Raw genomic sequence first — 13,662 nt, forward strand, 5'->3', positions numbered from 1 at the left:
GCGCTTTTGTTGCGGTGTTTCTTTTGGTGGTGCGCGGTTCGGTCGCTGGTGGGGGGGGTGGGGGTGGTGGTGTTTCCTCGGCTGGGACGCGCCCCCCCCCCCACTTCAGGTCGTTGGCTCAGCCGCGACCCAGCACCAGCTCGATCACGAAGCGGCTGCCGAAGAACGCCAGCAGCAACAGCGCCATTGCGGTCAGGGTCCAGTGCACGGCCTTGCCGCCACGCCAGCCGTAACGGCGACGGCCGATCAGCAAGGTGCCGAATACGATCCACGACAGTACGCTGAGCACGGTCTTGTGCACCAGCTTCTGTGCCAGCAGGTTGTCGACGAACAACACGCCGGTCAGCAGGGTCAGGGTCAGCAGGCAGAAGCCGACCGTGATCGTGCGGAACAGCAGGGTTTCCAGGTCGGCCAGCGGCGGCAGGGCGCGCAACCAGGGGCGGAAGTCGCGGCGGCGCAGGGCCCGCTCCTGCAGCCACAACATGATCGCCAACAGCGCCGCCACGCTAAGCGTGGCGTAGGCCAGCAGCGCAAGCCAGGCATGGGTGGCCAGTCGCCAGCCCGGCAGCTTGCTCGGCTCATGGCCGTAGCCGTGGTAGGCCAGCAGCAGGATCGCCGCCATCGGGAACACCACCACGCCCAGCGCTGACATGCGCCCGCGCGCACCAACCACGGCGGTCAGTGCCGCCATGCCCAGGCCTACCAGCGACAGTGCCGCGAAGAAGTGCATGTCCGGTCCGCCAGCGGTTTTCATCGCCACCATCAAGTGGTAACCGGCATGTAGCAGCACGGCGGCGATGGTCGGCAGCAGCCAGTTGCGTGAGGGCGGACTACGCTCGCCGGCCAGCCCGCGTACCAGCAGGGCGGTGGACACCAGATAGAGCGCGGCGGCGATGAGAACGATTGTCATCGATGCAGTTTCGCATACAGGCCCGCCTCTGGCGATCTGAACCGGCGGTGGCGGCGGCTGGCCGTTATACTGACTGCCTCTGTTTCCACGATTTCCGCAGGTTCCGTCGCATGTTCGAGTCACTGACCCAGCGCCTTTCCGGCACCATCGAGCGCCTGCGTGGGCGCGGCCGCCTGACTGAAGAAAACATCCGCGAGGCCACCCGCGAGGTGCGCATCGCCCTGCTGGAGGCCGATGTGGCCCTGCCGGTGGTGCAGGCCCTGATCGAGAAGATCAAGGTCCGCGCGGTTGGCCAAGAGGTGCTCAAGTCGCTGACCCCCGGCCAGGCCCTGATCAAGGTCGTGCGCGACGAGCTGACCGCCGTCATGGGCGCCCAGGCCACCGACCTGAACCTCAATGTGCCAGCGCCGGCCATCATCCTGATGGCGGGCCTGCAGGGCGCCGGTAAGACGACCACGGTCGGCAAGCTGGCCAAGCACCTGAAGGAAAAGCGCAAGAAGAAGGTGATGGTGGTGTCGGCCGACGTTTACCGCCCGGCCGCCATCGAGCAGTTGAAGACGCTGGCCGAGCAGGTCGGCGTGCTGTTCTTCCCGTCCGCGCCGGACCAGAAGCCGGTGGACATCGTGCGTGCCGCCATCGACGACGCGCGCAAGTCGTTCGCCGACGTGCTGCTGGTCGATACCGCCGGCCGCCTGGCCATCGACGAAGCGATGATGGCCGAGATCAAGGCCCTGCACGCCGCGGTCAACCCGGCCGAAACCCTGTTCGTGGTCGATGCCATGACCGGCCAGGACGCCGCCAATACTGCCAAGGCCTTCGGCGAAGCGCTGCCGTTGACCGGCGTCGTGCTGACCAAGACCGACGGTGACGCCCGTGGCGGCGCCGCGCTGAGCGTGCGCTACATCACCGGCAAGCCGATCAAGTTCACCGGTACCGGTGAAAAGGTCGACGGCCTGGATGTGTTCCACCCGGAACGTGTGGCGAGCCGCATCCTCGACATGGGCGACGTACTGTCGCTGGTGGAGCAGGTCGAGCAGCAGGTCGACAAGGACAAGGCACAGAAGCTGGCCGAGAAGGTCGCCAAGGGCAAGAAGTTCGATCTGAACGACATGCGCGACCAGCTGGAGCAGATGCAGAACATGGGCGGCATCGGCGGCCTGATGGACAAGTTGCCGGGCTTGGGGCAGATCCCCGAGCACCTCAAGGCGCAGGTCAGCCAAAGCAAGGAAGTGCCGCGCATGATCGCCATCATCGGCTCGATGACCAAGAAGGAGCGCCGCAACCCGGGCCTGCTCAATGGTTCGCGCCGCGCTCGCATCGCGCGTGGCTCCGGCACCCAGCCGGCCGACGTCAACAAGCTGATGAAGCAGTACATGCAGATGGAAAAGATGATGGGCAAGCTTGCCGGTGGCGGCATGAAGGGCATGATGCGCAACATGAAGGGCATGCTCGGCGCCATGGGTGGCAAGGGCGGCCTGCCGTTCCGTTGATCACAACGGATTCCAACCGATTGAGAAAGGAGTGGTGCATGAAGAACAGGATGTATCTGGTATTGGCAGTGTTGGCGCTGAGCGCGTGTGGTGAGGACCGCTCGATCTCGCAGAAGGCCGGCAGTGCGATCAGCGGCACCGCCACCGATTTCGTCGCTGGCCTGGGCGAAGGCGTCGACAAGCGCATGTCGCTCAAGCTCGATGTGGCGCCGGAAGTGGTCAGCAACGGCATGACCGTGACCTTGGGCAAGAGCCGCGGCATGGGCTCCAAGGATGCCTCGGTCTATGTGGTGGCAACCAAGCCCTACAAGGGTGCATTCCTGGCGCGGGCATTGGACGAATCGGGCGCTGAAATCGGTCGCTCGCGGGTGGAAGTGGATTTCCCCGCCGATGATGCGCAGTATGTGAACTTCACTTTCAACGAAGAGATGGACAGTCAGCTGGTGCGTTCCTACGCCCTCTCGCTGCGCTGAGTGGCGCGTGCATCGGCGGTATGATCACCGCCATGCACAACGCTCTCATCTCAGCCCGGACCGAAGCGTTCTGCCAGCGCTTCGGTCTTGAACTTCCCATCCTGCTGGCTCCGATGGCCGGCGCCTGCCCGGTGCCGATGTCTGCCGCGCTTGCCAATGCCGGCAGCATGGGCGCGATGGGCGCAGTGCTGTCCACGCCGGAACAGATCAGCCAGTGGATGCAGGCGTTCGGCCAGCAGTCGCAGGGGCCGGCGCAGGTCAATCTATGGGTGCCGGATCCCGCACCGCAGCGCGACCGTGTTGCTGAAGCTGCTACGCGCGAGTTTCTTGCGCAATGGGGGCCGCAGGTTGCGGCAGAAGCTGGTGATGCTGGTCCCGCCGATTTTGATGCCCAGTTCGATGCGCTGATTGCTGCCAGGCCAGCGGTGGCTTCAACCATCATGGGTGTGTTCTCTGCTGCACAGGTGGCACGACTGCAGGCTGCTGGCATTGCCTGGTTCGCCTGCGCCACCACCTTGAGTGAAGCGCTGCAGGCGCAGGCCGCCGGTGCCGATGCGGTGGTTGCGCAGGGCATGGAGGCGGGTGGCCATCGCGGTGCGTTTGATGCGGCGCAGGCCGAGCGACAGATGGTCGGTTTGTTCGCTTTGTTGCCACGTCTGGTCGATCACCTGAGTGTGCCGGTGATCGCCGCTGGCGGCATTGCCGATGGTCGCGGCGTCGCTGCCGCCCTGATGTTGGGCGCCAGCGCGGTGCAGGTGGGTACGGCATTCCTGGCTGCCGATGAATCCGATATTCCCGCAGCGTGGAAGCAGGCGCTGGCGGTTGCCGAGCCCGAAGCCACGCGTGCGACGCGGGCTTTCAGTGGACGGCTGGGGCGTGCCTTGGATACGGCTTACGTGCGAGCAGCCGAGGCAGTTGGTGCGCCGGCGCCGCAGCCCTATCCGGTGCAGCGTGGACTGACCGCTGGCATGCGCAAGCAGGCCGGCACCGATAACCAGCTTGATGCGATGCAAGCATGGGCGGGGCAGTCGGCATGGATGGTCAAGCGTGCACCTGCGGCGCAGATACTGCGCGCGATGTGGGCGCAAGCGCAGACCCGGCCATGACGGTACTGTTCTGCAATGGGCAACTGGCTGATGCCGGAGCGTTGAGCGCGGCGCTGGTCAACTACGGACACTTCACTACACTGCAGGTGCGCGCTGGCGCGGTGCAGGGCTGGGCGCTGCATCTGGAGCGTTTGCAGCAGGGCACGCGTGAGTTGTTTGAGGTTGAACTGGATTGTGCGCAGGTACTGGGGTGGTTGCAGCAGGCGTTGCGGCAGCTGGATACCGCAGACGCATCGGTGCGGATCACGGTGTTCTCGCGACAGTTCGATTTCCGCCAGCCGCTTCGCGCGGTGCCGGTGGATGTATTGATAGCCATCGCCGCGCCGGCATCAATTCCACCGCTTGCGCGTTCAGTGCTGCCGCTGCGCTACCAGCGCGAGATGGCGCATATCAAACATGTGGGTACGTTTCCGCTGTTCCAGCTGCGGCGGCAGGCGATGCAGCGCGGCTTCGATGACGCGTTGTTTGTCGATACACAAGGCCGCATCAGTGAAGGCACGACCTGGAACCTTGCCTTATGGGATGGCGTGCAGGTGTGTTGGCCCCAGGCGTCGGCGCTGCGTGGCAGCACCGAGCGTCTGCTGATGGACGGCTTGACCGCCCTTGGTCAGGCGCAGGCCCAGGTCGAAGTGCACTTGCTGGCGCTGGCCCGCTTCAACGGCGCGGTGGCATTCAATGCCTCCGGCATCTGGCCGTTGGCGGCAATCGGCAATCAGCAACTGGAGCAGTCCGATGTGCTGATGGTCCATCTGCAATCAGCATTGGCGCAGACGCCCTGGTTGCCGCTCTGAGGCATTGCGTGAGCTGGCTTACCTGGCCGGTGTATGTGGATGGGGGCTGGCCGTGCATTGCGCGTACTCCTGTTGGCTCAGCTTATGGTCCTTGTTGCTGTCGCAGTGGTGCAGCCGTGCTGCAACGCCTGGTGGGTAGACATCGATTTCGGACAGGGTGACGATGCCGTCCTTGTCTTTGTCCAGCTGTGTATAGCTGGGCAAGCTGGTGTCGGCTGGGGGTGCGGCCTGTGCCAATGAATAGCTACCAGTGAGTAAAACCGCTATCAGTATCATTTGTGCCGAGTGGGACAGGTGCATCATGTTCTCCTCGAAGCCGGACGATCCGGTTGTCTGCCGGCATAGCAGGCGCCGCCGCGCCTTCGCGATTGGTGAAAAAAAGCGGGCGATGGTGTTTGTCGCGATGCTCGGTTTAGCTGCCGTTGGCTGGATGGGGAAGCGCGTGTTGATCACAGCCACACGAACGGCGTGCTATTGATCTGCCTTGTACCGTCACCGGCGTTGGGGGGAGCAGCATGGTATTTGAGCTGGGCTGGCCGCAGGCTCCCTTCCAATGGGTGGTCAGCGGGTTGGTTTTCATCGCGCACCTGCTGGTGGCTGCGCGGGCGCTGACCCGACCCAATCGTGCCCCCGCGTCCCGCGCGGCGTGGGTGGCAGTGATCATGCTGGCGCCACTGCTGGGCCTGTTCGCTTATTTGTTGCTGGGTGAAACCAGCATTGGGCGTGCGCGCGCTCGGCGCCTGCGCCAGACCGTTCGGATGCTGCAGGCGGCGGGCGATCCGCACGACATTGTTGCTGCGGAAATCGGCGACAAGGCTGCATCCTTGTTTGCGCTGGCGCAATCGATCAATGGCTTTTCGCCACAGCCGGGCAACCGGATCGCGCTGCTGGGCACGGCGCATTCGCTTGCGAACGCCCCAATGGAGGATTGCCGTGCGGCCATTGATCGGTTGGTGCAGGACATCAGTCAAGCGCAGCAGAGCGTGCATATCGCCTTCTACATCTGGCTGGATGATGGCGCTGGTGGCCGTGTTGCCGACGCGGTGGCTGCCGCGGCAAGGCGAGGTGTGGCCTGCAGGGTGATGGTGGACGCATTGGGTTCGCGGGCGTTCACTGGCAGCCCGCGCTGGTCGCAGCTGCAGCAGGCCGGGGTCAAGCTGGTGCGCACACTGGATGATCTGACCCGGCTGCAGCATGTGGCCTTCAGCCGCATGGATCTGCGTGATCACCGCAAGATCGTGGTCATCGACAACTGCATCGCCTATTGCGGCAGCCAGAACTGTGCCGATCCGGAGTTCCGGGTCAAACCAGGTTACGCGCCATGGATTGACCTGCTGTTGCGTTGCGAAGGTCCGTTGGTTGCGCAGGTCCAGCGGCTGTTCCTCAGTGGCTGGATTCCTGAGACCGGTGAGCAGGGACTGGACACTTACGCGGTGGCAACGCCGCAGCCGCAGTTCGACGATGGCTGTCTGGCAATGGCGTTTGAAACAGGCCCGGTTACCCGCCACAACGCGATGACCGATATGTTCGTGGCGTGCATCTATGCCGCGCGCCATGAGTTGATCATCAGCACGCCGTACTTCGTGCCGGACGAAGCGCTGCTGCGCGCGATCTGCGCGGCGCCGCGTCGGGGGGTGCGCACACAGGTGATCTTCCCCAAGCGCAATGACTCCTGGCTGGTGGGGCAGAGCAGTCGCAGTACCTATGCCGACCTGCTGCAGTGTGGCGTTGAGGTCCACGAGTATCCCCTGGGGCTGCTGCATGCCAAGTCGCTGACCGTGGATGGCGAGATCGCCCTGATCGGCTCGGCCAATATGGATCGGCGCAGTCTGGAGCTGAACTTCGAGAACAATCTGCTGATTGCCGACAGCGCAGTTACCGCCAGCATCGTGCGGCGGCAGCAAGGCTATTTGTCGGTATCCGAGCCGGTACTGTTGTCGCAGGTGATGGCGTGGCCCTTGGCCACGCGTTTGGTGCACAACGCGGTAGCGATGATGTCGCCTGTGTTGTGAGGCGAAGCCTCAGGCGGCCGGTGCGCTATCGCCGCGCAGCAGGCCCATGAACTCGCCGAACAGGCGCCGGTCGATCAAGCGTCCGCGGTCATTGGCCAGGATCTCGATGGCACGCTGCATCGGCATCGGGCCGCGATACGGGCGCTGCGAGGTCATCGCATCGAAGCCATCGACGATGGTCAGGATGCGCGATTCAAGTGGAATGTCTTCGCCCTGCAGACCATGCGGATAGCCACTGCCGTCCCAGGCTTCGTGGTGATGGCGGATCAACGTGGCAACGGCTTTGGCGTCGCTGCGGCCGGTGGCAGTGAATAGACGCGCGCCGCGCTCGGGATGGGTGCGCATTACCGAGATCTTGTCATCGTCCAGTTTGCCCGGGTGCAGCAGTACCTCGTCACGGATGCCGATCTTGCCGACATCATGGAAGCGGGCGGCCAGCACGAGGTGGCCGATGCGTTCCTCGGACAGATCGCAGCGGCGGCCCATGGCCTGGGCAAGTTGCGAGACGCGATCGCAGTGGTGATCGGTATAGCTGTCACGCTGGTCCAGCGCGGCGGCCAATACATCGATAGCGCAGGAGCTGTCATCCGGTGGATGCGACAGGCCCACGGGCGTGGTGATGGTCAACATGAGTGCGAAGCCACGTGGGGAACGGCTGCGAGCGTAAGAGAGGGGGCGTTATTTTCAACGCCCTTTCATCTTCACGCAATGTTTACAGGCTCTTTTATTCAGGCGCGGCCGGGATGCAGCGTGGTCAACAACGCGCGCGCGGCGTTGAAGCGGTCGGCGCTTTCCGGCAGCGGGTGCTTGATGCGCAGCTTGTCCGGGCCGTCCATCTGGTAGAGCTTGGGCTGCTTCTGGATCAGCTGGATCACCACCATCGGATCGATGTTGGGCTTGCTGTCGAACACGATGCGACCACCGTTCTCGCCCAGCTCCAGTTTGCGGATGCCCAGTTCGTTGGCCTGCAGTTTGAGCTCGGCGATGGCGAACAGATGCTTGACCGGATCCGGTAGCAGACCGAAGCGATCAATCATTTCCACCTGCAGTTCGCGCAGACGCTCGTTGTCGCGCGCCGAGCTGATGCGCTTGTACAAGGTCAGGCGGGTATGCACGTCGGGCAGGTAATCTTCCGGAATCAAGGCCGGCACATGCAGTTCGACGTCGGCACCGCGTGCCTCTTCGCCTGCATCCAGATCCGGCAGCTTGCCGGACTTGATCGAACGTACCGCGCGTTCCAACAGCTCGGTGTACAGGCTGAAGCCGATCTCCGCCATCTGCCCGCTCTGGTCTTCACCCAGCAACTCACCCGCACCACGGATTTCCAGATCGTGGGTGGCGAGGGTGAAGCCTGCACCCAGTTCGTCCATTGAGGCGATGGCATCCAGGCGCTTCTGCGCGTCTGGCGTGATGGAGCGTTTGTCCGGCACCAGCAGGTAGGCATACGCACGATGGTGCGAGCGACCAACGCGGCCACGCAGCTGATGCAACTGCGCAAGGCCAAAACGGTCGGCGCGGTTGATGATGATGGTGTTGGCGTTGGGGATGTCGATGCCCGACTCGATGATGGTACTGGCCAGCAGCACATTGAAGCGCTGCTTCTGGAAATCCAGCATCACCCGTTCCAACTCGCGCTCGGGCATCTGCCCGTGGGCCATGCCGATGCGTGCTTCGGGCACCAGCTCGGACAGCTCGCGCTGCATCCGCCCCATGCTTTCCACATCGTTGTGCAGGAAGTACAGCTGGCCGCCGCGCGACAACTCACGCTGGAAGGCCTCGCGCAGCTGTGCGTTGTCCCAGGCGGTGACAAAGGTCTTCACCGCCAGCCGGTTCGGCGGCGGCGTGGCGATGATCGACAGGTCACGCAGACCGGCCATGGCCATGTTCAAGGTACGCGGGATCGGTGTCGCGGTCAGGGTCAGCAGGTGCACGTTTGCGCGCATCGCCTTGAGTGCTTCTTTCTGGCGCACGCCAAAGCGTTGCTCTTCATCGACGATGACCAGGCCCAGGTCCTTGAACTTCACGTCCGGCTGCAATAGCCGGTGGGTGCCGATGATCACATCGATCGTGCCTTCGGCGACCTTGTCGAGCTCGGCCTTGATTTCCTTGCTGGTCTTGAAGCGCGACAGCACTTCCACCCGCAGCGGGTAGTCGGCGAAACGGTCGCGGAAGTTGCGGTAGTGCTGTTCGGCCAACAGCGTGGTCGGTACCAGTACTGCAACCTGCTTGCCACCACTTGCCGCAGCGAACGCCGCGCGCAGCGCGACTTCGGTCTTGCCGAAGCCGACGTCACCGCAGACCACGCGGTCCATCGGTTGGCTGGATTGCAGGTCACGTAGCGTGGCTTCGATCGCAGCCTGCTGATCCGGTGTTTCCTCGAACGGGAAACCGGCCGCAAACGGCTCGTACAGCGAGCGGTCGATATCCAGCGCCAGGCCGGCGCGGGCGCGACGACGGGCCTGGATTTCCAGCAGCTCGGCGGCAACGTCACGGACTTTCTCGGCAGCCTTGCGCTTGGCCTTTGCCCACTGCTCGCCACCGAGCGAATGCAACGGTGCGGTTTCCGGCGACGCGCCGGAATAGCGGCTGATCAGGTGCAGCTGCGCGACCGGCACATACAGGCGGTCGCCCTTGGCGTATTCGATCTCGAGGAATTCGCCGGGCATGCCGCCGACATCCATCGCGATCAATCCGCGGTAGCGGCCAACGCCATGATCTTCATGGACGATGGGCGCGCCTTCGGTCAGCTCGCCAAGGTCACGGATGATGGACTCGGGCTCACGCCCGGCACGCCGCGTACGCCGCGCCTGACCCGCGCGTTCCGGGAACAGCTGGCGCTCGGTAAGCACGGCCAAGGCCGGCTCGCTGAGCGCAAAGCCGTCATCCAGCGGCGCCACGGTAATGGCGAACTTGCTAAGCCCCGCTTTGCCTTCAAGCCCCTCTCCCGTTAACGGGGCGAGAAGAGGCGTCTGCGAACCACTGGTTCGCGACTCTTCGAGCGCACTCGCGCCAGCGCGAGGGCCGGGGCGCGGAGCGGGGGTTGGGGTGAGGGCGCTCTTGCTCTTGCTTTGGCTGGGAGCCTTACCCCCATCCGACCCTTCGGGCCACCTTCCCCCGATGGGGGAAGGCAGGAAGTCATTGAAGCTCCCAACAACCTCAGGCCGCAACTCAGCCGCCTGCAACACTTCCAACAAGGCCTCACGCCGTCCCGGCGAATCCGCCGCGATCAGTACCCGCCCCGGGTAATGTTCGATGAAGGACTTCAGTGCCTGCCCAGCCGGTGCATCCTTGGCCGCGACCGGCAACGGCGGCAGCGGCTGGTCACCCAGCGGCTGTGCCTCGGCGGCGCGCGGATGATCGGCCGCGCAGACTTCCACGCGCGGCAGTTTGTTGAACTGCTCGCGCAGCTTGTCCGGTGACTGGTAGATCTCGTCCGGCGGCAGCAGCGGCCGTTCGATATCGTGGCGGCGCTGTTCGTAACGGCTGTTGGTCTGCAGCCAGAACGCATCGGAGGCTTCGCTGACACCGCTGCCGAGCACGGTCATGAAACCGTCCGGCAGGTAGTCGAACAAAGTCGCGGTCTGGTTGAAGAACAACGGCAGCATGTATTCGATGCCCGAAGGCGCCAGACCAGCCTTCAGATCCTGGTACAGCGGACTGCGCCGGGTATCCACGTCGAAGCGCTCGCGCAGCGTGGCCAGCACCTTGCCGAGGCTGGCCTCGTCCATCGGCACTTCGCGGCCGGGCAGCATCTTCACTGCGGTGACCTTGTCCAGCGAACGCTGCGATTCCGGGTCGAATTCGCGGATGGAATCGATGTCCTCGTCGAGCAGCTCGATGCGCAGCGGCGCGTCGGCGCCCATCGGATAGACATCGAGCAGGCCGCCACGCACGGCGAAATCGCCCGGGTCCATCACCTGCACGACATTGCGGTAACCGGCGCTTTCCAGTCGGCGCTTTTCCGCGTCCATGTCCAGGCGCTGGCCGACCTTGAGGTCGAAGCTGCCGCCGACGATGTAGCTCAATGGCGCCAGCCGCTGCAGCAGGGTCTGCACCGGCACCACGACGATGCCTTGCTTCAGCGTCGGCAGGCGGTGCAGGGCGGCCAGGCGCTGCGAAATGATGTCCGGGTGCGGGCTGAACTGATCGTAGGGCAGGGTTTCCCAATCCGGGAACGGCACCACCGGCAGCGGGCTGTTCGCACCCAACAGGGTCTGCAGATCAGCGACCAGCTGATGCGCACTGTGGTTGTCGCGGGTAATCAGCAGCAGCGGTTTGGCGTGCGCCTGCGCGGCGCAGGCGACATGCCAGGCCAGCGCACTGCTGGAAGCCGGAGCGCGCCACCAGGCGCGGAGCTGGCCCGAACGGGGCAGCGGCGGAATGGGGTAGGTAATAGGCGACATGAACCGCGAATTTTACCAGATGCGTCCCGGTCGCCCGTTTGGGCCTGATCTGAGTTGCAGGTGTGGGCGTTGCAGGGCCGATAACGCGACAGGCGCCTTGCCGGCGCCCGTCGTGAGCTGAATGGAGAACCGACGCTTAGTTGGCCAGTTCCAGCACCATCCGCACCAGCCCGGGCGCGGCGGAAGGGTGCGGCACCTGCTTGAAGCCCAGCGAAGCGGCCAGCTGCAGCATTGGCTCGTTGTCCTGGGCGATGTCGCCATACAGGCGGTCCAGGTATTTGCCGCGCGCCCATTTGACCAGTTTGCGCATCAACTGCCGGCCCAGACCCTGACCGGCAAGGAAGCCGCTGACCAGGATGGCGTACTCGGCATCGCGGGTGCCCGGGATGATGGAGGCACGCGCCACCGCACCGACAACCGCCTCGCCGGGTGGCAGCGGCTCGGCTGCGACCAGTGCGATCTCGGTTTTCGGGTTGGGGTGGGTCAGGCGCTGGGCGGTCTCATCGGACAGTGATTCAACCGACTGCAGGAACTTGTCGCGCACCTCTTCCGGCCCGAACAGGGCGAACGCGCCCTGCAGCGGCGCACCGTCTTCAGGGCGGATGGGTCGTATCAGCAGCTCACGGCCGCTGGGTGCCTTGAAATTTTCATGCCACGGGGGCATGCGGTTGCGTGTGGCCATGACTACGTTTCCTCCAAAGTCGCCTGATTCTGTCACCGCGGCTGCTACGTTCTGTGAACGCGGTCCAAAGCGGCTGCAGATTGCTGGCGTCGCCCGTCATTCGGGCGTCTTCAACCACTCCAGCCGGGTCGAGGTGCCGGTTTCACCCAGATACTGCTTCAGGACCGGCAAGGCCGGGGCCAGCACCTGCTCGAACTGCCATGGCGGGTTGAGCAACAGCATCCCGCTACCATTCAGACGCAGCGGAGAGTCGTCGGCCCTCACCATGAATTCGGCAACCAGGATGGACTTGGCCGGCAGCGCGGCCGCCTTGCGGAAGAATGGCTGCAGGGTGCGGCGTTGCTTGATCGGGTACCAGACCGCGCATTGCGCTTGCGGCATTCGGGTGAGAATCTCACGAAGGGTTGAGATGATCAGCGGGTACTCGGCGTCCTGCACCTCATACGGCGGATCGATCAGCACCAGCGCCCGCCCAATCTTGATCGCGCCGCTCTTGGGCGGCAGGAAGGCGCGGATGGCTTCATAGCCGTTGCCAGCGTGCACCTGTACCCGGCGGTCGTGGGCAAACAGCTCCTTGAGCGCGGTGACCTCATCCTTCTGCAGCTCGCAGGCGGCCATGCGGTCCTGTTCGCGCAGGGCGCGCGCGGCCAGCAGCGGCGAGCCCGGGTAGGAGATCAAGGCGCCGACCGGGTTGTCGGCCTGCACTGCGCGCAGGTAGTGCTCCACCACTTCGGGCAGCGACGGGGTGGTCATCAGCCTCAGCACGCCTTCGTCGATCTCGGCGGTCTTGCGGCTTTCCTCGGCGGACAGCAGGTACCGGCCGCGGCCGGCATGCGTGTCCAGCACGAAGAAAGGCGAGTCTTTGCGCTTGAGCGCGTCGATCATCGCCAGCATGACGATGTGCTTGAGGACGTCGGCGTGGTTACCGGCGTGGAAGGCGTGGCGATAATTCATCGGCGAAGTTTACGGCTTGCGGCGTGGTGTGGGCGTTTTCATTGGCGGGAGCCGGCTGGGTCGCAGCTCAGAGGGGTTGGCATGGCTGTTCCAAGCCCGCGCCTCTGGCGTCTGCAGCAAGGCCCGCTATGCTGATGCAATGTCCAGCCAACCTGCCCGGGTACTCGTCGTCGAAGACGAGGCCGCCATCGCCGACACCCTTCTTTATGCACTGCGCAGCGAAGGTTATGCCGCCAGTCACTGCACGCTGGGCCGCGAGGCGCTGGCCTTGCTGCGCCAGCATGGCGCTGATGTGGTGGTGCTGGACGTCGGCCTGCCCGACCTGGGCGGCTTCGAGGTCTGCCGTGAACTGCGCACTTTCAGCCAGGTGCCGGTGATTTTCCTGACCGCCCGCAACGACGAGTTCGACCGCGTATTGGGGCTTGAGCTTGGTGCCGACGACTATGTGACCAAGCCGTTCTCGCCGCGCGAGATGGTGGCCCGGGTGCGCGCGCGCCTGCGCCGGACCGCGCCTGCTGCACCAGTTGCAGCGGAGGAGGGTGGCTGGAAGCAGCTGGGTCGGTTCGCAATTGACCACGACGGCCGCCGTATCCGCTACGACGAGGCGCTGCTGGACCTGACCCGCTACGAATACGCCTTGCTGGCAGCACTGCTACAGCGGCCCGGGGCGATCCTGAGCCGGGCACAGTTGATGGAGCGTGGCTGGGACCACGCCAGCGACAGCACCGACCGTACCGTCGATACCCACGTCAAAACCCTGCGCGCAAAGCTGCGTGCGGCCGGCGCGCAGGGCGAACCGATCCGTACCCACCGTGGCGTCGGCTACGCCCTGGATGTCTGA

Annotated in this window: 12 protein-coding genes; 6 read left to right on the top strand and 6 right to left on the bottom strand. The window is 64.6% G+C overall.

What is annotated here, in order from left to right; all coding sequences use genetic code 11:
• Positions 1 to 118 precede the first annotated feature (118 nt).
• A complete protein-coding gene (locus ACVOMF_RS06555; protein ID WP_481508542.1) occupies positions 119 to 910 on the bottom strand; it encodes a cytochrome C assembly family protein in 792 nt (263 codons plus the stop codon).
• Positions 911 to 1,020: 110 nt separating this feature from the next.
• On the opposite strand from ACVOMF_RS06555, the gene ffh reads away from it, so the two are divergent.
• The 4 genes from ffh to ACVOMF_RS06575 are packed head-to-tail and all read left to right on the top strand — an operon-like array spanning position 1,021 to position 4,770.
• Complete coding sequence (ffh, locus tag ACVOMF_RS06560; RefSeq protein WP_282266648.1) at positions 1,021 to 2,400, top strand: signal recognition particle protein; 1,380 nt, start codon at positions 1,021 to 1,023, stop codon at positions 2,398 to 2,400.
• Positions 2,401 to 2,438: 38 nt separating this feature from the next.
• Positions 2,439 to 2,873, top strand: a complete 435-nt coding sequence (locus tag ACVOMF_RS06565; RefSeq protein ID WP_481508543.1) for a hypothetical protein — start codon at positions 2,439 to 2,441, stop codon at positions 2,871 to 2,873.
• A gap of 32 nt (positions 2,874 to 2,905) precedes the next feature.
• Entirely contained in the window at positions 2,906 to 3,979 is a 1,074-nt protein-coding gene (locus ACVOMF_RS06570; protein WP_481508544.1) for an NAD(P)H-dependent flavin oxidoreductase, read from the top strand.
• Complete coding sequence (locus tag ACVOMF_RS06575; protein ID WP_481508545.1) at positions 3,976 to 4,770, top strand: aminotransferase class IV; 795 nt, start codon at positions 3,976 to 3,978, stop codon at positions 4,768 to 4,770. Before ACVOMF_RS06570 ends, ACVOMF_RS06575 begins: the two co-directional genes overlap by 4 nt.
• An 18-nt stretch (positions 4,771 to 4,788) precedes the next feature.
• Here ACVOMF_RS06575 and ACVOMF_RS06580 read toward each other — a convergent pair whose 3' ends face one another.
• Entirely contained in the window at positions 4,789 to 5,229 is a 441-nt protein-coding gene (locus ACVOMF_RS06580) for a hypothetical protein (RefSeq protein WP_481508546.1), read from the bottom strand.
• A gap of 56 nt (positions 5,230 to 5,285) precedes the next feature.
• Here ACVOMF_RS06580 and cls point away from each other — a divergent pair, with 56 nt between their 5' ends.
• Positions 5,286 to 6,782 carry a cardiolipin synthase gene (gene cls / locus ACVOMF_RS06585; protein WP_481508547.1) on the top strand — a complete coding sequence of 499 codons (1,497 nt, stop codon included), beginning with the start codon at positions 5,286 to 5,288 and terminating at the stop codon, positions 6,780 to 6,782.
• A 9-nt stretch (positions 6,783 to 6,791) separates the two neighbouring features.
• On the opposite strand, the gene ACVOMF_RS06590 is transcribed toward cls, so the two are convergent.
• The 4 genes from ACVOMF_RS06590 to ACVOMF_RS06605 form a co-directional block, all read right to left on the bottom strand.
• Positions 6,792 to 7,412: an HD-GYP domain-containing protein gene (locus ACVOMF_RS06590; protein ID WP_481508548.1), complete on the bottom strand. Its 621-nt coding sequence runs from the start codon at positions 7,410 to 7,412 to the stop codon at positions 6,792 to 6,794.
• Positions 7,413 to 7,510: 98 nt separating this feature from the next.
• The gene (mfd, locus tag ACVOMF_RS06595; RefSeq protein ID WP_481508549.1) at positions 7,511 to 11,185 is read right to left on the bottom strand and encodes a transcription-repair coupling factor; all 3,675 of its coding nucleotides are present in this window, start codon (positions 11,183 to 11,185) and stop codon (positions 7,511 to 7,513) included.
• Between the two features lie 136 nt (positions 11,186 to 11,321).
• Positions 11,322 to 11,867, bottom strand: coding sequence for a GNAT family N-acetyltransferase (locus ACVOMF_RS06600; RefSeq protein ID WP_282266665.1), 546 nt, complete (start codon positions 11,865 to 11,867; stop codon positions 11,322 to 11,324).
• A gap of 96 nt (positions 11,868 to 11,963) precedes the next feature.
• Entirely contained in the window at positions 11,964 to 12,821 is an 858-nt protein-coding gene (locus tag ACVOMF_RS06605; RefSeq protein WP_282266667.1) for a 23S rRNA (adenine(2030)-N(6))-methyltransferase RlmJ, read from the bottom strand.
• Positions 12,822 to 12,960: 139 nt separating this feature from the next.
• Between ACVOMF_RS06605 and creB the strand changes: the two genes are divergently transcribed.
• Positions 12,961 to 13,662, top strand: coding sequence for a two-component system response regulator CreB (creB, locus tag ACVOMF_RS06610; protein ID WP_282266669.1), 702 nt, complete (start codon positions 12,961 to 12,963; stop codon positions 13,660 to 13,662).

Source organism: Stenotrophomonas sp. STEN022, assembly GCF_056760155.1.

What these genes read in the sequence shown, in the direction of transcription:
- creB (WP_282266669.1), top strand. Translation starts at nt 12,961, where the DNA reads ATGTCCAGCCAACCTGCCCGGGTACTCGTCGTCGAAGACGAGGCCGCC.
- ACVOMF_RS06600 (WP_282266665.1), bottom strand. Translation starts at nt 11,867, where the DNA reads ATGGCCACACGCAACCGCATGCCCCCGTGGCATGAAAATTTCAAGGCA.
- ffh (WP_282266648.1), top strand. Translation starts at nt 1,021, where the DNA reads ATGTTCGAGTCACTGACCCAGCGCCTTTCCGGCACCATCGAGCGCCTG.
- cls (WP_481508547.1), top strand. Translation starts at nt 5,286, where the DNA reads ATGGTATTTGAGCTGGGCTGGCCGCAGGCTCCCTTCCAATGGGTGGTC.
- ACVOMF_RS06555 (WP_481508542.1), bottom strand. Translation starts at nt 910, where the DNA reads ATGACAATCGTTCTCATCGCCGCCGCGCTCTATCTGGTGTCCACCGCC.
- ACVOMF_RS06605 (WP_282266667.1), bottom strand. Translation starts at nt 12,821, where the DNA reads ATGAATTATCGCCACGCCTTCCACGCCGGTAACCACGCCGACGTCCTC.
- mfd (WP_481508549.1), bottom strand. Translation starts at nt 11,185, where the DNA reads ATGTCGCCTATTACCTACCCCATTCCGCCGCTGCCCCGTTCGGGCCAG.
- ACVOMF_RS06570 (WP_481508544.1), top strand. Translation starts at nt 2,906, where the DNA reads ATGCACAACGCTCTCATCTCAGCCCGGACCGAAGCGTTCTGCCAGCGC.
- ACVOMF_RS06575 (WP_481508545.1), top strand. Translation starts at nt 3,976, where the DNA reads ATGACGGTACTGTTCTGCAATGGGCAACTGGCTGATGCCGGAGCGTTG.
- ACVOMF_RS06565 (WP_481508543.1), top strand. Translation starts at nt 2,439, where the DNA reads ATGAAGAACAGGATGTATCTGGTATTGGCAGTGTTGGCGCTGAGCGCG.
- ACVOMF_RS06590 (WP_481508548.1), bottom strand. Translation starts at nt 7,412, where the DNA reads ATGTTGACCATCACCACGCCCGTGGGCCTGTCGCATCCACCGGATGAC.